Raw genomic sequence first — 19400 nt, 5'->3', positions numbered from 1 at the left:
CCCTCGCCCCGGGTTAACCTCGGGCACTTGTCTGACCGGAGATTACCCCTTGACCACCCGTCTTGCCCTTGCCGTCGCCGTGACCCTCGGCCTTGCCCTGCCCGCCTATTCGGCCGTTGCCGCCGCCCCTGCGGCCAGCGCCGCCCAGCAGGCCAACCCGTTCTTCGCCGACAGCCCGCTGCCGCTGCACTACCCGCAGTTCGACAAGATCAAGGACAGCGACTTTGCTCCCGCCTTCGATGCCGGCATGGCCCAGCAGCTGAAGGAAGTGGAAGCCATTGCCAACAACAAGGCCAAGCCGACCTTCGACAACACCCTCATCGCCCTGGAGAAGAGCGGTGACACCCTGGACCGCGCCACCACCGTGTTCTTCAGCCTGGTCGGCGCGGACACCAACGATGCGCGCAAGAAGCTGCAGGCCGACTACTCGGCCAAGTTCGCCGCGCACAGCGATGCGATCGCGCTGAACGGCAAGCTGTTCGCCCGCATCCAGGCCCTGTATGACACCCGCACCCAGCTCGGGCTGGACGCCGAAGGCGTGCGCCTGGTCGAGAAGTACTACGAAAGCTACGTGCGCGCCGGCGCAAAGCTCAATGACGCCGACAAGACCAAGCTCAAGGAAATGAACGCCGAGCTGGCCAACCTGGGCACGAAGTTCAGCCAGAACGTACAGAACGAAGTGAACGCCTCGGCGGTGATCGTCGACGACGTCAAGCAGCTCGACGGCCTGTCGGCCGAACAGATCGCCGCCGCCTCCGAAGCCGCCAAGGCACGCAATCTGGAGGGCAAGTATGTCATCGCCCTGCTCAACACCACCGGCCAGCCGCCGCTGACCAACCTGGCCAACCGCGACCTGCGCAAGAAGATCTACGATGCTTCGGTCACCCGTGGCAGCCGTGGTGGCGAGTTCGACAATACCGCGCTGGTCGCGCGCATCATGCAGCTGCGCGCCGACAAGGCCAAGCTGATGGGCTTCGACAACTTCGCCGCCTACAACCTGACCAACCAGACCGCCAAGACCCCCGAAGCGGTCAACGCCATGCTCGGCCAGCTGGCCCCGGCCGCGGTGGCCAACGCCAAGCGCGAAGCGGCCGACCTGCAGGCGATGATCGACAAGGAACAGAAGGCCGCCGGCAAGAAGCCCTTCCAGCTCGAGGCGTGGGACTGGGCGTACTACAGCGAGAAGGTGCGCCAGGCCAAGTACAACTTCGACGAATCCCAGCTCAAGCCGTACTTCGAGCTGAAGAACGTGCTGGAGAACGGCGTGTTCTTCGCCGCCAACCAGGAATACGGCCTGACCTTCAAGCAGCGGACCGACCTGCCCGTGTACCACGACGACGTGACCGTCTACGACGTGTTCGACGCCGACGGCAGCCAGCTGGCGATCTTCATCTTCGACCCCTACGCGCGCGCGTCCAAGCGCGGCGGTGCGTGGATGAATTCCTACGTGTCGCAGTCCAAGCTGACCGGCTTCAAGCCGGTGGTGGCCAACCACCTCAACATTCCCAAGCCGCCGGCCGGCCAGCCGACCCTGTTGACCTGGGATGAAGTGACCACCACCTTCCACGAATTCGGCCATGCCCTGCACGGCATGTTCTCGAACGTGAAGTACCCCTACTTCTCGGGCACCTCGGTGCCGCGTGACTTCGTCGAGTTCCCCTCGCAGGTCAACGAGATGTGGTCGGACAACCCGCTCATCCTGAAGAACTACGCCAAGCACTACCAGAACGGCACCGCGATGCCGCAGGCGCTGCTGGACAAGGTGATCGCAGCGGCCAAGTTCAACCAGGGCTTCGCCACCACCGAATACCTGGGTGCGGCCATGCTGGACCAGCGCTGGCATCAGATCGGCCCGGACCAGGTGCCGGCCGCCAAGGACGTGATGGCGTTCGAGCGCGCCGCGCTCGAGAAGGACGGCATCTATTACGCGCCGGTGCCGCCGCGCTACAGGACCCCGTACTTCAGCCATATCATGGGCGGCTACTCGGCCGGCTACTACGCCTACATCTGGTCGGAAGTGCTCGATGCCAACACCCAGAAGTGGTTCCGCGAGAACGGCGGCCTGAGCCGCAAGAACGGCGACCATTTCCGCGAAACCCTTCTTTCCAAGGGCGGCAGCGTGGATGCGATGCAGCTGTTCCAGAACTTCGCCGGCCACGAACCGCAGATCGAGCCGCTGCTCGAGAAGCGCGGTCTGACGGCAGAAAAGAAGTAAAACGGAACGTGCAAAAAAGAAACCGCCCGGCGAAAGCCGGGCGGTTTTTTGTTGGGCGTCATCCCGGCGGGGCCATCAACGCGGCGCGATATACCCGCCCGGCACGCCGTTCGGCGACAGCACCAGCTGCCACAGCTGCGCGTGGCGGCAGCGGAAGCTGGCCATCGAGCCGGCCAGGTAGAACCGCCACATGCGCTTGAAGCGTTCGTCGTAGCGTTGCGGGTCCAGCCGCGGCCAGGCCGCTTCCACATTGGCGCGCCACGCCTGCAGCGTGCGGTCGTAGTCGGCGCCGAAGCTGTGCCAGTCCTCCAGCACGAACAGGCCCTCATACGCCGCCGTGATCTGCGCGGCCGAGGGCAGCATCGAATTGGGGAAGATGTAACGTGCGATCCACGGATCGGTGCGATGCCGCGACAGGTTGCTGCCGATGCTGTGCAGCAGGAACAACCCGTCCGGCGCCAGGCAATGCCGTGCCATCTCGAAATAGCTGCGGTAGTTCTTGTCGCCCACGTGTTCGAACATGCCTACCGACAGGATCGCGTCGAAGGTCTCATCGACCTCATGGTAGTCCTGCAGGCGGATCTCCACCGGCAACCCCGCGCACAGCTCGCGCGCGTACTCGGCCTGCTCCTGCGAGATGGTGATGCCCACGCCGGAAACGCCGTAGCGTTCGGCGGCGAACTTCAATGCCTCGCCCCAGCCGCAGCCGATGTCGAGCACACGTTGGCCCGGGCGTAGCCGAAGCTTGCGGCAGATCAGGTCGAGCTTGGCTTCCTGCGCGGTGTCCAGATCATCCGCGCCCGCCCAGTACCCACAACTGTAGACAAGCCGCCTGCCCAGCATCGCGCCGTAAAGATCGTTGCCCAGATCGTAATGGCGACGGCCCACCTTGAGGTTGCCGCCGCCAGCCTGCAGATTGAACAGCCGCGCCTTGAGCGCGTCACCCAGTTCTCGCCAGCCGTGTACCCGCTCGTCCAGGTGCGCCTGCATCAGATGAAGGAGAAAGCCATCCAGTGAGGCGGCATCCCACTGCCCATCCATGTAGCTTTCGCCCAACCCCAACGACCCTTGCGCGATGACACGCGGGTAGAAATGCGGATCGTGCACGTGGATGTCGTGCGGACGATCACCGTCTACGGTGACGTCCGCCTCGTGCAGCAACTCGATAACCCGTCGTTGCAGCCCCACGTCCATCGGCGGCCCCCGTCAGCCCTTGGCGAACAGCGCGGCGTAGGCCGGGGCCACGTGCGGGGCCAGCACGGCAGCCGGCACGTCCACGGTCTGGGTGCCGTCCGAGTAAGGCCCCACCTGATAAGGCGGGAACACGAACCGCACGGCGGTGATCAGCCCATTGGGGTCGGTCATCGGCTGGAACTGGCTGAAATTCTCGGCGCTGGCCCCGGTGCCATCGGCAATCATGCGGCTGGCGCTGCGCAGCGATTCCTGCAGCTGGCCCGGTTCCATGTCTTCGCTGCTCAGCCGGGTCGCCACGCGCTCCTTGAGCTGGTCGGCGATGTAATCGCTGACCACGCCCCAGCCCTTGGTGTCGGCAATCAGCTTGTCCGCGGTGAGCATGGTCTGCGTTTCGGGCAGCCACACAAAACGCGCCACCAGCGGTTCGCCATGGGCACCACCGGTGTAGCGGCTGCCATCGGCGCTTACGACCACCAGCTGCGGCGTTTCAAGTACCTTCTCGAAGCTCAGCGACAGCTCGTAGGGCATCGTCGGCTTGTCGTTGCCGAGGCCATCCACGGCCTGCTGCAGTTCGGCGCGCGCCGCCGTCGCGTAGTCCGAAAGCGCCTTGGCAAGCCCCGGGAAGCGGTTCACGTCCTGGGGGTAGCTGATGCCCACCACCGCCTGCGGGGTGTTTTCAATCACGTCCCGCAGCTCCAGCGGCGCCTCGACGGCAGCCTGCGGCGCGGTCGTTGCCGGCTGTGCGGCGGTAGTGTCGGTTACCGGTGCGACGGCGGTATCCGCCTCGCGCTTGCAGCCCGCCATCAGCACCAGCCCCACGGCCAACGCCAGCGCGCCGGTACGCAGCGCGCGACGGTTTCCTGCGATGTTCATTGCAATCCCCTTGTTGAAACCCAGCATGATGATCCTTCGTCCGTGAAAAAAACCTGTGCCTGCTACGCCAGCAGGTCCTGGTACTCGGCGTGCCGTTCGAAGAACTGCTCGGCGTAGGCGCAGGCCGGCACCACCTTGTATCTGTTGTCCCGTGCATAGCGCAGGGCGATTCTGGTCAGTTCCGCCGCGATGCCCCGGCCGGCAATGGCCTCGGGCACCTCGGTGTGGGTAATGACCATCCGCTTTCGCTGGATCCTGTAGTCCAGCAGCGCCAGTTCCCCCTGGATCCGGGCCTGGAACCGGTGGCGGGCTGGATCGTGCTCCACCTCATACGCCAATCCGGGCGGGGTGACCGAAGCCATGGCGGTGTCTCCTGCGGCACTGTCGCGATAGTGCGCAGCGTAGCGCCATGATCGCGTGAAGCCTGAACAGGGACAACTGGCGACGCTTTTTGTCACACGCAGACCTAAAGTCCGCCCGATTCAAGCCGATATCGGTTTCGGACAGGCCGCAAAAGCTGGCACGCGTTTTGCTTCACCTGTCTGCCCCATCCGTGTCCCAAGGAGCGTCACATGGACCATGCACCCGACTTCCCCCAGCCCGGCGACGCCGACAGCTCGCTGCTGGAAGGCCTGTTCCAGCTGGCCCTGAATGGCCAGACCCAAGGGTCGGAATTCGATCTGATCGACCACGAAGTGTACGCGCGGCTGCTCAGCACCTACGGTACCGACCAGCGTTTTGCTGCGTAGAAGGAGTCACGACCAACCGTCGTGACCTACCGGCACGTAACGTCACGGCAAACCCGCCGTGGCGTTACGCGCCGAAGCGCGGGTTGCTCAACTCGCGGAGGAAGTGGTCGAAGATCGCCGGGCGCATCGCAAGCATGAAGATCACGCCGAACGCGGCACCGGCAAGGTGCGCGCTGTGGTTGATGCGATCTCCGCCCTTGCGGTCCATCCAGATGCTGTAGCCCACGTAGAACGCGGCATAGATGATCGCCGGCGCCGGGATGAAGAACACGAAGATGATGCTCCACGGGCTGATCAGGATGAAGGCGAACAGCACCGCCGACACCGCGCCCGATGCGCCCAGGCTCATGTAGTTCGGGTTCTTCTGGTTCTTCAGGTAGCTGGGCAGGATCGACACCACCAGCGCACCCAGGTAGAACGCCGGGTACGTAAGGTAGCTGCCGGTGAGGTTGACCATCACCGACTCGATCTGGCCGCCGAAGAAGAACAGCGTGATCATGTTGAACGCCAGGTGCGCCAGGTCCGCGTGGATGAACCCATAGGTCACCAGTCGGTCGTACTGGCGCTTGCGGTCCACGGCCGGCGGCCACAGGATCAGGCGGTCGGCCAGCGCTCGGTTCTTGAACGCCATCCACGAGACCAGGACGGTGATGGCGATCAGCAGCAGGTTCACGGGGGTCATGGCGGTACTCAGGCAGCGCGGTAGTTGTCGACCATACGATAGCGCTTGGCATACCAACCGAAGGCCAACGCCGCCACGAAGGCGAAGCCGGCGAAGAAGAACATCAGGAACGCGGCCTCGCTGAGCCCGGTACTGGCGATCTTGTGCGTCACCGTCTCGTTGCGCACCGCCGCGTTGGACAGCAGCACCCACAGGTTGCCGATGGTGGTGGTGAGGTTCCAGAAGCTCATCACCACGCCCTTCATCGCCTGCGGCGCCTGGCTGTAGGCGAACTCCAGGCCGGTGGCCGAGACCAGCACCTCACCGAAGGTGAGCAGCGCGTACGGCAGCATCTGCCAGAAGATGGACATGACGTTGCCGCCGTCCATCATTACCTGGATACCGCCGACCACGATCCAGGCCAGGCCGCTGAAGGCGATGCCGGCGGTCATGCGGCGCAGCGCGGTCGGCTCGAACCCGAAGCGGCGCAGGGCCGGGTACAGCACCAGGTTGTTGAACGGAATCAGGATCATCACCAGCAGCGGGTTGAGCGCCTGCATCTGCGAGGCGGTGAACCACGACGGCATGGCCATCTGCTGGCCCTGCAGCACCCAGGTGGATGCCTTCTGGTCGAACAGCGAGAAGAACGGCGTGGTCAGCGCGAAGATCACCAGTACGCGCAGGACCGACCGCACGCCCTCCACCGCCTCGGCCGGGTGCACCGCGCGGGCGCGGTCAAGCTGGAGCCAGGTACCGCCACCGACGCCGGCCAGCACCAGCACCAGCGCGATGCACAGGCAGATAACGATGCCCAGGCTGCCAACCAGGCCCATCGAGGCCACCGCCAGCACCGCGCCCAGGATGGCCAGGGTAAGACCCGGACGGCCCTTGCCCGGCACCTGCGCGGTCAGCGCGGTGCGCACCACGTTGCCGAACGAATGCGGGTCCTTGGGCGGGAGCGGCACCAGCACATAGCGCTTGCGACCCAGCCAGAACACGAACGTGGCCACGAACATCAGGATCCCCGGGATGCCGAACGCCCACTGCGGCCCCAGGTTCTTCAGCGCCAGCGGGATCAGCAGCGAGGCAAACAGCGAGCCGAAGTTGATGATCCAGTAGAAGGCGTCGAAGACCAGCTTGGCCAGGTGCTTGTTGCTCTGGTCGAACTGGTCGCCCATGAACGAGGCCACCAGCGGCTTGATGCCACCGGCGCCCAGCGCGATCAGCCCCAGGCCGAGGAAGAAGCCCTCGCGGCTGTTCTCGAATACCGCCAGGCAGGCATGGCCCGCGCAGTAGATCAGGCTGAACCAGAGGATGGTGTGGTATTTGCCGAAGAACCTGTCGGCCAGCCAGCCGCCCAGCAACGGGAAGAAGTACACGCCGATCATGAAGCTGTGCATGATGTCCTTGGCCTCGCCGGCCCGGCCATCGGCGGTGATCTCCTGCAGCAGCAGCGAGGTGATCAGGAACTGCACCAGGATGTTGCGCATCCCATAGAAGCTGAACCGCTCGCAGGCCTCATTGCCGATGATGTACGGAATCTGGCGCGGCATGCTTCCCTTGCCGGCGCTGGCGGCTGCGGTCGTGCTCATTCTATGGGGCTGTCCTGCGGGTTCAAAGGGCGCAAGGTTACCGGAAGGGGCACGGCGGCGCACGTTGCGGCCGAACGTGACAACGCCGTCGCGCAATGGCAGGCATCTGAAATCCGTTGACGGAAGTCACGGCACGTCGACGGGCCAAGCGTAAACTTATCGTTATGCGCCTCCTCCCCACGGTTGTCGCAGGACGCTGGCACGGCTGGTTCCTGCTCCTGTTGTTGACCACTCCCACGCTGCCTGCGCATGCCCGGCAGGGCGAGGCGGCACCGCGCCTGCTCAGGATCGCCACGCTGGAGCTGCCGGCCGCGGACGAGGCCGAATGGGAGCAGCGCCGCGACCAGCTGCTGCAGGTGCTGGAGGGCCTGCAGCCGGACGTGATCGCCGTGCAGCGGGTGTTGCAGACCAAGGGCGGCAACCCCGCCTGCTGGCTGGCCAGCCGGCTGCGCTACAGCTGCGACTTCGTCACCGCCGACCCGCCCAGCCAGGCGCTGCGCCATGGTAGTGCCATGCTCAGCCGGCTGCCGGTGGCCGAAGACGGGGTCACCCTGCTCCACCCGCCCGGCCGGTTCAGCGCGGCGGGCATGCTGCGGGTGAACCTGCAGGACGAGCAGGTCAACATCTACGTGGCGCGGCTGCGCCCGGACCCGGACGAGGCGCTGGTGCGCAGGCACCAGACCAGTGACCTGATGACCTGGATTGGGGCCACCTCGGACGGCCTGCCGTCCTTGATTGCCGGCGACTTCTCGGCCGATACCGACGAACTGGTACGCAGCTCGCCTGGCTTCCAGCCGGCGCGCAAGAACCCCGGCGAGCGCGTCGACCCGCCGTCGGCAGCCGGAGTCGCGGGCGGCCATGGGCTGGACGTGCTGTTCCAGGTAAGCCACTTCGCCGGCCAAGGCCTGCAACCCCTGAAGCTGCCCGCGCTGGAAGGCACCGATATCGGCGCCCTGCGCCTGGGCATCATCGCCACCCTGCGGCTGCAGGGTGATGCGGCTGCACGGTAACCGCAGGGACCGATAAACGAAAAGGCCAGGCATTTCTGCCTGGCCTTAATGTTTCTCAGGTCGCCCCGTCGATCAGGCGATGGCGTCCTGGTAACGACGCTCGACTTCCTTCCAGTCGACCACGTTGAAGAACGCGCCGATGTATTCCGGGCGACGGTTCTGGTACTTCAGGTAGTACGCGTGTTCCCAAACGTCCAGGCCCAGGATCGGCGTGTTGCCTTCCATCAGCGGGCTGTCCTGGTTGCCGGTGCTTTCCACCACCAGCTTCTTGTCCGGGGTCACGCTCAGCCACGCCCAGCCGCTGCCGAAACGGGTCAGCGCCGCCTTGGTGAAGGCTTCCTTGAACTTCTCGAAACCGCCCAGCTGAGCGTCGATGGCCTGGCCGACGTCGCCGGTCGGGTTACCCCCGGCATTGGGCGCCATCACGGTCCAGAACAGGGTGTGGTTGGCGTGGCCGCCACCGTTGTTGCGCACCGGGCCCTGCAGGTTTTCCGGCAGCGACTTGAGCTTCTTGACCAGTTCCTCAACCGGCAGGTCGGCGTACTCGGTGCCTTCCAGTGCCGCGTTGACGTTGTTGATGTAGGTCTGGTGGTGCTTGGTGTGATGGATTTCCATGGTGGCCGCATCGATATGCGGCTCAAGCGCGTCGTAGGCGTAGGACAGCTTGGGGAGGGTGTAGGCCATGTGGTTCTCCTGGTAGCTCACTCGCCCGGCGAAGACCGGGCGTTGCGAAGTCGATGATGGGGATGGCTGCCAAGCTTACCAAGCCCCGCGTAAAGGAAACTTCGTCCTGCGTCGAACACATGTTATGCATCGGTGACGAATCCATCACCGCGATCGGCGGGAAGACCGCGTAGTGCCACGCCCTGCGTGGCAACCACGCAGTGTTTAGCCAAGACCCAGTACAGTAAGCCCTACTCGTCACGGCATACCCGCCCATGCGCAAACCCTTATTGCTGTTGCTTGCCATCGTGCTCCTGGTAGGTGGCCTGGCCGCGATCAAACTGGCCCAGCGCGCACCCGCGCCGCAGTTCGCGCCGTCGCTGACCCAGCCAGGTGCCGACACTGCGCCGATCGACAACGCCCCGGCCAATCCCGGTGCCACCGCGCAGCGCACCCATGACGCCCTGCCCGCCTTCCTGCCTGCCGAAGCCCGCCAGACCATCCTCCTGATCCAGCGCGGCGGCCCCTACCCGCACCGCCAGGACGGCGGCGTTTTCAGCAACCGCGAACAGCGCCTGCCGGATCGCCCGCGCGGCTACTACCGCGAATACACCGTGGACACGCCGGGTGCCGGCAACCGCGGCGCACGCCGCATCGTGACCGGCGGCACTCCGCCGACCGGTTGGTTCTACACCGACGACCATTACGAAACCTTCCGCAGTTTCGAGGTCCCACCTGCCGGGAGCTGGCAATGAACCACGATGGATTCGAATTGAACCTGGACGACATCAACAACGCCGGCGTCTACCGGGTCACCAACGAGGACATCGCACCCTTGTCTGCGGCGATGCGCGATGCCGCGCTGCGCGTGACCACGATTGATCTGCAGGGGTGCAATGACAAGCGCACGCTGCTGGCACGCGTTGCCGCGCAGCTGGATTTCCCGCAGACGTTTGGCGGCAACTGGGACGCGCTGCTGGACTGCCTGCGCGATCTGTCGTGGCAGAAGGCCAACGGCTATGCGCTGTTCTTCAGCGATGCCGACGGGTTGGAGGAGAACGCGGAGAAGGACTTTGACACCTTCCTGGATATCCTGGCCGACGCCAGCGAAACATGGACGGAGCAGAACGTGCCCTTCTGGGCATTCGTAGCGCTGCACGAGTGACGCACCGGGGTAGGGTCGGTTCCCAAACGACCGCCGATAGCGCTGCAACGCCCGGTAACGCATTGCCTCGAACGACGTAACGGCTTTCCCCGCCGATGTTCATGCCCTACCGGCCGCGGGGCATTTCACGGCGGTTGATCGGGATGCAACCCTACCGGCGACAGCAACGGCAAAAGCACCGGCACCGGCACCGGAACCGGAACCGATGATGGCGCGGCCATCATCGACTTCCGTTGTCTTCCTGCAATTCTTTCTTGAACGGAATGTCCGGTGGCGGGCGGGCCACCGCCGGCTGGTCCTGCATGTTGGGATCGGTCAGTCCGCAGCCGCCACCGAATTGCAGGATCGATACCACGCAGGAGATTTTTGAACTGGTGCCCGGGATCGGTATCTCCACGGCCTTGATGCCCTTGCGCACCCACTCGGCCAGCAGCGATTCGTTCGGCGCCCAGTATTTGTCGAACGACGTGGGCGTGTAGTCGTACGGCGGGCGCTTGAGCCACGTGCCCGACTGCGCGATGCGTTCGCGGCTCCAGCCGTCGTTCTCGCCACCAGGGGCGCCGCGTGCGCTGTCCCCGGTGCCGTCCTGCCCGGGTACGCGGACGCTGCCATCTGCATTGAACAGTCCGTCGGCGGTGCGGCCAGCGCCCTGATTGGCCTGTGCGCCGCTGCGCTCGCCGGCCCTTTCGCGGACCGAGGCACCCCAATCATCCCCACGTGCGGGCGTGGCCCAGTTGCCGGGCGTGGGCGAGGGTCGCGCGGCCGCGGTACTTGCGGGCGCGGCATTCGACGCGCTGCTGCGGCTTGGCGTGGCCTGGCTGGCCGCACTCTGCGCGGGCGTGGGCGATGGCACCGAGGCCGCTGCCGATGGGGTCGCTGCGGCCGTTGCGGGGCGTGGCGTGGCGTTCGGCACCGCGCGCTCGCGTACTGCCAGCTCCGGACTGCGCCGGCGCACGGTGATTTCCCGCTGCGGCACCGGCGCGACCGTGACCGATATCGACGGCGCCGGGGTCACCTCGCGTTCGCGCACCTGCAGTTCGCGCTGAGGCAGGCTGACCTCGACCCGTGGACCGGGCACGGCCACCGGCGCCGTGGGTGCGGTGACCACGGTGACCTCACGTTCGCGCACCGCGATGTCGCGCGTGCGCAGTTGCGGCTCCACCGGGCGCACTGCCGGAGTGATCGAAGGCGGGGTTGGTGCATCCGCCATCTCCACAGTGCGTTCGCGCACCTGTGGCTCAGGCGCATCGCGCGGAATCACCCGCACTTCAGTGCGCGGTACGCTGGTGGGCGGCACCACGAAATCGCTGGTCGCTTCGGCCACGTCGGTGGCCTGGATCGGCTGCTCTACCGCAGCAGGTGCCGGGACTGCTGGGGCCGGCGTGGGCTCGGCGCTGGCGGCCGGTTCCGGCGCGGACGCCGGCGGCTGGGGCGCGGTGGCTGCGGTCGCCGCCGTTTGAGAGGCCGCAGCCTGCGAGGCCGCAGCCTGCGAGGCAGCAGCTGTCGCTACTGCGCTACCGGCGCTACCGGCGCTACCGGCGCTACCGGCGCCGGGCTCGCCGCCACCACTGTCCCGGGGTGTTCCGCTGCCCAGGAATTCCACCTGGATACGGCCGCCCTCGCCGCCCTGCTCGGACTGCGCCGGCGGGCGGATCAGTGCCACCCACACCAGCAGCAGCGCGAACATGACGTGCAGCAGCACGCTTATCACGGCCGCGGTCCAGCGCATCCAGCGCTGGTCGCGCGGGGCCGGGTCCCAGGTCTGCCAGAGCAGGCGCCGCAGCGACTGCACCACGCCCAGCGCCGGCAGCCGGCCGGGGGGGCCTGGCAACGGCCGCTGGATCAGTTCGGCAATGACCTCGGTCGAACGGAACGGGCGCGGCAGCGGGGTCAGCGCACGCAACCACAGGCCCCACCCGTAGGGAAGGCCCGTGGTTTTCTCAACGATGCGTTTGTCCGGCTGGCGAGCCAGCAGCCAGTGGAGGATCTCGTCAGCCCGGCGCAGTGTCACGCAGACCGATCAGGCAGCCGTGCCGCGGGGAATATACGGCGCATGACCGCTGTCATGGTCGGTCGCGTCGCGTACTGCGGTAATCCCGGGCACGCGGCCCATCAGGGTCTTCTCGATACCCTGCTTCAGGGTGACATCGGCCATGCCGCACCCCTGGCAGCCGCCGCCGAAGCGCAGCAGGACCACGCCGTCGGCAGATACTTCCTGCACGGCGACCTTGCCGCCATGCGAGGCCAGCTGCGGGTTGACTTCGTTTTCCACCACCCAGCGCACGCGTTCGACCAGCGAGGCGGAATCGGCCGGGGCCTCGCCCTTGATCTTCGGGGCCTTGATGGTGAGCTGCTGGCCGCCGGTGGCATTGGTGACGATGTCGATGTCGGCCCCATCCATCCAGGCCACGCTGGTGGCGGCCACGTACAGGGTGAAGCCGTCGCAGTCCACCGCCCACTCGTCGCCCAGCAGGTCGGCCGGTTCGGCGAACTCCAGGCGGGCGTCGGCGCGCGGGGTGCCAGCGTCCACGGCGCTGAGGCGCACGCCCATGCCGGGCACGGCTTCGCGCTCGATGAGCTTGCGGAAATAGGTCTGGGCAGTGTCGGAGATCTGGATCATGCGGCTATTCTAGCGGCTTACATGTTATGCGCTCATTCGGTTTATACACCGGCCGGCGCATTGTTCAGGCATACACGAGGTGGAGGATTTGATGGCCGACCTGATTCCGCTGGCGCAGGCCCGGTGCGTACCGCGCAAGGGCAGCGACCACAAGCTGGGCGAGGCCCGGATAGCCGAGCTGCTGCCGCAGGTTCCCGGCTGGGAGCTGGCCGAGCAGGGCCAGGCCCTGGTCCGGACCTTCCGCTTCTCCGACTACTACCGGACCATGGCGTTCGTGAACGCCCTGGCCTGGGTGGCCCATGCGGAAGACCACCACCCGGACCTCGGCGTGCATTACGACCGCGCCGTGGTGCGCTTTTCCACCCATGACGTGGGTGGGTTGAGCGAGAACGACTTCATCTGTGCAGCCAAGGCTTCGGGCCTGACGGAGTGATAGCGATGAACATCCAGATACGCGTGGCACTGACCGCGGCGGTGCTGTCCCTTGCCGGTTGTGGCGGGTCGTCGGAGTCGGAACCGGCGGCACCGGTGGCAGCGCCTACCGAAGTGGCCGCGGTGAAGACACCGCCGCCGGTCTACCCGATCGAGCTGGCCTGCCAGGCGATTGGCGGCACCACTACGCTGAAGGTGGTGGTGGGTACCGACGGCAAGCCCGGCCAGGTGCAGCTTGTGAGTGGCAGCGGCAACGCCCAGCTCGACGAGCAGGCGCAGAAAGCGGTGCAAGGCTGGCAGTTCAAGGCAGCCACCCGCGCCGGCCAGGCGGTGCCCACCACCATCCAGGTACCGGTGAGCTTCAACCCGCCGCAGCCCAAGCCCGACGAGTGCTTCGCCGTGGAAGAGCGCCTGCGTCGCGGCGGCTGATCAAAGGACGCTGTGGCGCATGCTGGACATCTCGAGTGAAAATGTATGGGTCGCCCTGCTGGTGACCCTGGCTGCCGGCCTGGCCACCGGCCTGGGCAGCCTGATGGTGTTGTTCTCGCGCCGCCCCAACCCCCGCCTGCTGGCCTTCGGCCTGGCCTTCGCCGGCGGCGCCATGGTGTTCGTGTCGCTGACCGAGATCCTGACCAAGGCGATCGATTCGTTCAGCCTGGCCTATGACGCGCGCGTGGGTTATGCCTATGCCACGGCAGCGTTCCTGTGCGGGGTCCTGCTGATCGTGCTGATCGATCACCTGATCCCGAACCCGCATGAAAGCCTGGACAAGCAGGACCCGATGTTCCGGGAAAACAACAAGGCCTACATCAAGCGGGTGGGCCTGCTGACGGCGGTGGCGATCACCGCGCACAACTTCCCGGAAGGCCTGGCCACGTTCTTTGCGACGCTGGAAAGCCCATCAGTGGGCATGCCGCTGGCGTTTGCGATTGCCATCCACAATATTCCCGAGGGCATTGCGATCGCGGTGCCGGTGTATTTCGCCACCCAGAACAAGTTCTACGCGTTCGGCGCCAGCCTGCTGTCGGGGCTGGCCGAGCCGATTGGTGCGGCGATCGGGTACGTGCTGTTGTCCGGGGTGCTCAACCACGCGACGTTCGGCTGGGTGTTCGGGCTTATTTCCGGGGTGATGGTGTTCCTGGCGCTGGATGAGCTGCTGCCGGCAGCCAAGCGGTACTCCAGGGGTCACGAGACGGTGTACGGTCTGGTGGCCGGCATGGCCAGCCTGGCGATCAGCCTGGTGTTGTTCAAATGGTAGGGCGTACCGACCAACGGTCGGTACCTACCGCGATCCAACCACGGTAGGCGACGACCGTTGGTCGTCGCGCGTCACCCCAACCGGTTCAACGCATCGGTCAGCTCTTCCGCCAGCGGCGCATTGAGCAGGTAGGGGGTCTTGCCGGCGTCCAGCGAGAACTCCAGCGAAGCGGCGTGCAGGAACAGGCGTTTCAGACCGATCTGGTCACGAAGCCGCTTGTTGACGTCCGGATCGCCGTATTTGTCGTCACCGGCCACCGGGTGCCCCAGGTGCTGGGCGTGCACGCGGATCTGGTGGGTGCGCCCGGTTTCGATGCGGACTTCGCAGAATGAATGGCCGCCCTTGCGCTCGAGCACGCTGAAGTGGCTGATCGATTCCTTGCCGATCGCATTGACCTGCACGTGGCGCTCGCCGCCCTGGCGCAGGCCGACGTGCAACGGGGCGTCCACGGTCATGGTGCCATCGGGCATGCGCCCCACCAGCAGGGTCAGGTAGCGCTTGCGGATGCCCGCACCGTGGTCTTCACGCAGCAGCGCCTGAAGTTCGCTCAGCGCCGAGCGCTTCTTGGCCACGATCAGCAGGCCCGAGGTGTCCCGGTCCAGCCGGTGCACCAGCTCGAGGGTCTTGCCCGGGCGCAGCGCGCGAAGCGTCTCGATGGCCCCGAAACTGATCCCGCTGCCGCCGTGGCTGGCCACGCCGGAAGGCTTGTTCAGGGCCAGCAGGCGCTCGTCTTCATAAACGATGGCGTCTTCCAGCCGCTTCATGAATGCCGCCGGCGGCCCCGCCTTGTCTCCTTCCTCAGTGAGACGAACCGGAGGCACGCGCACTTCGTCGCCCTCCACCAGCTTGCGTTCGGCCTTGGCGCGGCCGCCGTTCACACGGACCTGGCCGCTGCGCACGAGCTTGTAGACCAGACTGCGTGGCGCACCCTTCAGCTGGCCGAGCAGGAAGTTGTCCAGGCGTTGCCCGGCACGGTCGGCCGGAACAGTCAGGAGACGGACGCTGGTCTTGCCTTCAGCGGGTTTGGGGGACGGCACGGTATCGGTCATTGGCCTTTTATTCTGTTACACTCGGCGGGCGAGATAAGGGATTGATTTCGTTGGAAGTTGCTCTGGGCCAGAAGCCCGGCTTCCCTCGATTCCGGCACAGTGCGCAGCCACCGCCCCCGGGGCGGCCATGTTAGCGGCTCACCGGCAGTCCCGGCCATCGCCGGATGCCTGACACGCGTCTGCGCTGAAAAAATGTCCCTGTGGCGCTCCAGCCTGGCTGAAAGCTGCCTCCGGCCCGCAACACCCAAACCAAAACAAAATGAAGCGCTCCCGCGGCCTGCCGTGGTGTTGAAGCGCTGGAAACCCAAGCCGCCCTCCCCGCGCATGCGCGATGGGCGTGCAAGCGTGACCAGAAGCGAAACCCCATGGCGTTCCGCGCGGTAGCAGCGCGCGAGGAACGCAATATGAAGCGAATGCTGATCAACGCCACGCAGGCTGAAGAGCTGCGGGTAGCCATCGTGGATGGCCAGACGCTGTACGACATCGACATCGAACAGCCGTCCAAGGAACAGAAGAAGTCGAACATCTACAAGGGCCGCATCACGCGCCTTGAGCCGTCGCTGGAAGCGGCCTTTGTTGAATACGGCGGCGAACGCCATGGCTTCCTGCCGCTGAAGGAAATCTCCCGCGATTATTTCCAGGCCGGGGTCGACCACAACAAGGCCGGCATCCGCGAGCTGCTGCGTGAAGGCCAGGAAGTGGTGGTCCAGGTCGACAAGGAAGAGCGAGGCAACAAGGGCGCCGCCCTGACCACGTTCATCTCCCTGGCCGGCCGCTACATGGTGCTGATGCCGAACTCACCCACCGCCGGTGGCGTGTCGCGTCGCATCGAGGGCGAAGACCGCGCCGCGCTGAAGGAAGCGCTGGACAAGCTGCAGATCCCCGATGACATGGGCGTCATCATCCGCACCGCCGGCGTCGGCCGCGATGCCGAAGAGCTGCAGTGGGACCTGGACTACCTGCTGCAGGTCTGGAAGTCGATTGCCGAAGCGGCGCTGACCAAGCCGGCCCCGTTCCTGATCTACCAGGAATCGCGCCTGATCGTGCGCGCGCTGCGCGACTACCTGCGCGCCGATGTGGGCGAGATCCTGGTCGACACCCAGGAGCTGTACGACACCGCCCGCGAGTTCATGCAGCAGGTGATGCCGCAGACCCTGCGCAAGCTCAAGCATTACACCGACGACATTCCGCTGTTCAACCGCTTCCAGATCGAATCGCAGATCGAAGGCGCCTATGAGCGCAACGTCCGCCTGCCCTCGGGCGGCTCGATCGTGGTGGACCAGACCGAAGCATTGACCGCCATCGACGTGAACTCCTCGCGCGCCACCAAGGGCAGCGATATCGAGGACACCGCGTTCCAGACCAATCTGGAAGCGGCCGAGGAAGTGGCCCGCCAGCTGCGCCTGCGCGACCTGGGCGGCCTGGTGGTGATCGACTTCATCGACATGTCGTCGAACAAGCACCAGCGCGAAGTCGAGAACCGCCTGCAGAACGCGCTCAAGTACGACCGTGCGCGCGTGCAGCTGGGCCGCATTTCGCGCTTCGGCCTGATGGAGATGAGCCGCCAGCGCCTGCGCCCGAGCCTGGGCGAATCCAGCCAGATCGTCTGCCCGCGTTGCGACGGCCACGGCCGCATGCGCTCGGTGGAATCGCTGTCGCTGTCGATCATCCGCGTGGCTGAAGAGCATGCGATGAAGGAAAACACCGGGCAGGTGCTGGTCCAGGCCCCGGTCGAGATCGCCAACTACCTTCTCAACGAGAAGCGCAGCGCGCTGCGCGAGATCGAACAGCGCCATGACGCGCCGATCGTGATCGTGGCCGATGAGCAGCTGCACACCCCGCACTACGAAGTGACCCGCCTGCGTGAAAACGAACTGGGCGAGGAAAGCGGCAAGCCGAGCTACCAGCGTGGCACCCCGCGCAAGCTGCCGGTGCATGCGCTGACCAAGGCGCAGCTGAACATCCCGGTCGCTCCGGCGGTCACCAACGTCAAGCACAGCTCCCCGGCCCCGGTCCGCGAGGTTACCGAACCGGTGGCGCCTGCCCCGGCCCCGGTCGCCCCCGCGCCGGTCGCTGCCCCGGCCGCCACCGGCGTGGTCGGCTGGCTCAAGCGCATCTTCGGCGGCGAGCCGGCCCCGGCTGCCGCACCGCAGACCAACGCGCGCCCGGCCCAGGACGGCAGCCGCAACGGCCGCACCAAGGACCGCAACGGCAAGGACCGCAACGGCCGCCGCGATGAGCGTGGCGAACGTGGCCAGGGCCAGGGCCAGCAGGGCCAGGGCCGTGGCAAGGACCGTCGCGACGACCGTGGCGAACGCGCCGGCAAGGGCGAGCGCCGCGACGAGCGCCGCCAGGACGTGGCCGCACAGGCTGCCGCGCCCGCCGCTGGCCAGCCCCAGCAGGGCAAACCGCGCAACGAGCAGCAGCCCAGGGCCCCGCGCAATGAGCAGCAGCCGAAGCTGAACCAGAAACAGAAGCCCCCGCGCCAGCAGAACGAGGGCGACAAGCCCGCGCGTCAGCCGCAGCCCGACGCCGCCAAGCCGGCGCAGACCGGCGCGACGGTTGCCGATGCCGCGCTGGTAACCGCAGCGGTGGCCGTGGCCGACGCGGCGATCCCGACCACCACCGCCGCGACCCCGGCGTCCAGCATTGCAGCGGCCGACGATACCCGCCTGACCACCGTTGCGGTGGAGGGCGAGTCGGCCGAGCAGGGCGACACCCCGGCCGCCGGCGACGATGCCAGCGGCGAAGGCGCCTCGCGCCGTCGTCGTGGCCGTCGCGGTGGTCGCCGTCGTCGTCGTGGCAATGGCGAGCAGGCTGCCGGCAGCGATGGTCTGAACGATGACGGCGGTCTGGACGACGACGGCGACAGCGACGACCAGGATGGCGAGCAGGACGGTGACACCACCGTCCAGGCTGCCCGCCAGGCCGCTCGCAGCACCGAGTCGAACCCGGAGTTCGACTTCGATGACGACGGCGCTGCGCCGGCTGCTCCGGTCCAGGCCCCGCGCCCGGCCCCGGTGGCTGCCGTTGCCGCCGCTGCGCCGCTGGCCGTGGTCAGCAGCCCGGTGGTAACCGCCGGTCACAGCGAGGCCGCCCCGGCCCCGAAGGCCGAGCCGGTGGCAGAGCGCACCCCGTCCTACACCGACCGCGTGCCGTTCGTGGAATCGCCGATGCCGGCCTCCGCGCCGGTTGCCAAGGCACCGGAGGCTGCGAAGCCGGTGGTGACAGAAGCACCGAAGGCCGTTGAAGCCCCGGTCGTGGTTGAAGCGCCCAAGGCTGTTGAAGCCCCGGTCGTGACCGAAGCGCCGAAGGTTGTTGAAACGCCGGCCGTGACCGAAGCACCTAAGGCCGTCGAAACGCCGGTCGCAGCTGAAGCGCCGAAGGCTGTCGCAGCCCCGGTCGTAACCGAAGCACCGAAGCCGATTGCAACGCCCGCCGTGACCCCGGCCCCGACCGCGCCGGCCGCCGTCGAGACCCCGAAGGCCGCCGACGCCAGCACCAGCGCACCGGTTGTCGAGCACAAGGGTCCGACCGAAGTCGGTCGTCCGGTGCAGACCAGCATGCTGGATGCAGTGGACGCCGTTCCGGCCGCGCCGGCTGCCCCGGCACCGGTGGCCCGCGTTGACTCGGCGCCGGTTACGCCGGCGATGCAGAACGGCCAGCTGTTCGGCAGCGCCGGCAGCGACGCCGCACCGACCGATGCAGCCGCCCAGGCCGCGCACGCCGAAGCCCGCGAAGACATCCCGACCGATGTCGCCAAGGCCGACGATGCCGACAAGCAGGACCCGGAAAAGACCGACAAGGCCTGATCCGGTTCCAGCGGCAAGGTAACAAACAGACAGCGGCCTTCGGGCCGCTGTCTGCGTTTGGGGTCGGACTCTGGATCGCGACCGTGCTGATCGAATGATGCGGCCAC

At 66.6% G+C, this 19400-nt stretch carries 18 protein-coding genes; 9 read left to right on the top strand and 9 right to left on the bottom strand.

Annotation, left to right across the window (positions count from 1 at the left end):
• Nucleotides 1-49: 49 nt before the first annotated feature.
• Nucleotides 50-2215 (top strand): M3 family metallopeptidase, encoded by a 2166-nt coding sequence (locus ACTJI4_RS10530; RefSeq protein ID WP_440869317.1) that lies wholly within the window; start codon nt 50-52, stop codon nt 2213-2215.
• A gap of 75 nt (nt 2216-2290) precedes the next feature.
• On the opposite strand, the gene cfa is transcribed toward ACTJI4_RS10530, so the two are convergent.
• The 3 genes from cfa to ACTJI4_RS10515 form a co-directional block, all read right to left on the bottom strand.
• Complete coding sequence (gene cfa, locus ACTJI4_RS10525) at nt 2291-3409, bottom strand: cyclopropane fatty acyl phospholipid synthase (protein WP_440869316.1); 1119 nt, start codon at nt 3407-3409, stop codon at nt 2291-2293.
• Nucleotides 3410-3421: 12 nt separating this feature from the next.
• Nucleotides 3422-4282 carry a DUF3298 and DUF4163 domain-containing protein gene (locus tag ACTJI4_RS10520; RefSeq protein ID WP_392921460.1) on the bottom strand — a complete coding sequence of 287 codons (861 nt, stop codon included), beginning with the start codon at nt 4280-4282 and terminating at the stop codon, nt 3422-3424.
• A gap of 62 nt (nt 4283-4344) precedes the next feature.
• Entirely contained in the window at nt 4345-4644 is a 300-nt protein-coding gene (locus ACTJI4_RS10515; RefSeq protein ID WP_440869315.1) for a GNAT family N-acetyltransferase, read from the bottom strand.
• A gap of 210 nt (nt 4645-4854) precedes the next feature.
• On the opposite strand from ACTJI4_RS10515, the gene ACTJI4_RS10510 reads away from it, so the two are divergent.
• Entirely contained in the window at nt 4855-5031 is a 177-nt protein-coding gene (locus ACTJI4_RS10510) for a hypothetical protein (protein WP_392921455.1), read from the top strand.
• A 64-nt stretch (nt 5032-5095) separates the two neighbouring features.
• On the opposite strand, the gene ACTJI4_RS10505 is transcribed toward ACTJI4_RS10510, so the two are convergent.
• Together ACTJI4_RS10505 and ACTJI4_RS10500 are read right to left on the bottom strand one after the other, a co-directional pair.
• Nucleotides 5096-5713, bottom strand: coding sequence for a rhomboid family intramembrane serine protease (locus ACTJI4_RS10505; protein ID WP_392921452.1), 618 nt, complete (start codon nt 5711-5713; stop codon nt 5096-5098).
• Between the two features lie 8 nt (nt 5714-5721).
• A complete protein-coding gene (locus ACTJI4_RS10500) occupies nt 5722-7284 on the bottom strand; it encodes a POT-type proton-dependent oligopeptide transporter (protein ID WP_440869314.1) in 1563 nt (520 codons plus the stop codon).
• Between the two features lie 164 nt (nt 7285-7448).
• On the opposite strand from ACTJI4_RS10500, the gene ACTJI4_RS10495 reads away from it, so the two are divergent.
• The gene (locus ACTJI4_RS10495) at nt 7449-8294 is read left to right on the top strand and encodes an endonuclease/exonuclease/phosphatase family protein (RefSeq protein ID WP_440869313.1); all 846 of its coding nucleotides are present in this window, start codon (nt 7449-7451) and stop codon (nt 8292-8294) included.
• 72 nt (nt 8295-8366) lie between these two features.
• On the opposite strand, the gene ACTJI4_RS10490 is transcribed toward ACTJI4_RS10495, so the two are convergent.
• Nucleotides 8367-8978: a superoxide dismutase gene (locus tag ACTJI4_RS10490; protein WP_282247419.1), complete on the bottom strand. Its 612-nt coding sequence runs from the start codon at nt 8976-8978 to the stop codon at nt 8367-8369.
• A gap of 254 nt (nt 8979-9232) precedes the next feature.
• On the opposite strand from ACTJI4_RS10490, the gene ACTJI4_RS10485 reads away from it, so the two are divergent.
• Together ACTJI4_RS10485 and ACTJI4_RS10480 are read left to right on the top strand one after the other, a co-directional pair.
• Complete coding sequence (locus ACTJI4_RS10485; protein WP_440869312.1) at nt 9233-9712, top strand: ribonuclease domain-containing protein; 480 nt, start codon at nt 9233-9235, stop codon at nt 9710-9712.
• A complete protein-coding gene (locus ACTJI4_RS10480; protein WP_392921438.1) occupies nt 9709-10122 on the top strand; it encodes a barstar family protein in 414 nt (137 codons plus the stop codon). The genes ACTJI4_RS10485 and ACTJI4_RS10480 overlap by 4 nt, the downstream gene beginning before the upstream one ends.
• 220 nt (nt 10123-10342) lie before the next feature.
• On the opposite strand, the gene ACTJI4_RS10475 is transcribed toward ACTJI4_RS10480, so the two are convergent.
• Both ACTJI4_RS10475 and ACTJI4_RS10470 read right to left on the bottom strand, forming a co-directional pair.
• The gene (locus ACTJI4_RS10475) at nt 10343-12133 is read right to left on the bottom strand and encodes a hypothetical protein (protein ID WP_440869311.1); all 1791 of its coding nucleotides are present in this window, start codon (nt 12131-12133) and stop codon (nt 10343-10345) included.
• Nucleotides 12134-12142: 9 nt separating this feature from the next.
• A complete protein-coding gene (locus tag ACTJI4_RS10470; protein ID WP_392921432.1) occupies nt 12143-12742 on the bottom strand; it encodes an NfuA family Fe-S biogenesis protein in 600 nt (199 codons plus the stop codon).
• A 91-nt stretch (nt 12743-12833) separates the two neighbouring features.
• On the opposite strand from ACTJI4_RS10470, the gene ACTJI4_RS10465 reads away from it, so the two are divergent.
• The 3 genes from ACTJI4_RS10465 to zupT are packed head-to-tail and all read left to right on the top strand — an operon-like array spanning nt 12834 to nt 14432.
• Nucleotides 12834-13175: a 4a-hydroxytetrahydrobiopterin dehydratase gene (locus ACTJI4_RS10465; RefSeq protein ID WP_392921429.1), complete on the top strand. Its 342-nt coding sequence runs from the start codon at nt 12834-12836 to the stop codon at nt 13173-13175.
• A gap of 5 nt (nt 13176-13180) precedes the next feature.
• On the top strand, nt 13181-13603 hold the full coding sequence (locus ACTJI4_RS10460) for an energy transducer TonB (protein ID WP_392921427.1): 423 nt from the start codon (nt 13181-13183) through the stop codon (nt 13601-13603).
• 19 nt (nt 13604-13622) lie between these two features.
• Nucleotides 13623-14432 carry a zinc transporter ZupT gene (gene zupT, locus ACTJI4_RS10455; RefSeq protein ID WP_392921424.1) on the top strand — a complete coding sequence of 270 codons (810 nt, stop codon included), beginning with the start codon at nt 13623-13625 and terminating at the stop codon, nt 14430-14432.
• Nucleotides 14433-14503: 71 nt separating this feature from the next.
• Here the strand turns inward: zupT and ACTJI4_RS10450 are convergent, their stop codons facing one another.
• Nucleotides 14504-15481, bottom strand: a complete 978-nt coding sequence (locus ACTJI4_RS10450) for an RluA family pseudouridine synthase (protein WP_392921421.1) — start codon at nt 15479-15481, stop codon at nt 14504-14506.
• Between the two features lie 404 nt (nt 15482-15885).
• Here ACTJI4_RS10450 and rne point away from each other — a divergent pair, with 404 nt between their 5' ends.
• Nucleotides 15886-19293: a ribonuclease E gene (gene rne / locus ACTJI4_RS10445; RefSeq protein ID WP_440869310.1), complete on the top strand. Its 3408-nt coding sequence runs from the start codon at nt 15886-15888 to the stop codon at nt 19291-19293.
• The last annotated feature ends 107 nt before the right edge of the window (nt 19294-19400 follow it).

Origin of the sequence: Stenotrophomonas sp. 22385, assembly GCF_052045085.1 — a bacterium.
Lineage (GTDB): Bacteria > Pseudomonadota > Gammaproteobacteria > Xanthomonadales > Xanthomonadaceae > Stenotrophomonas.
The sequence above is the reverse complement of the archived record's forward strand: the minus strand, read 5'-3'. Positions and strand labels throughout refer to the sequence as shown.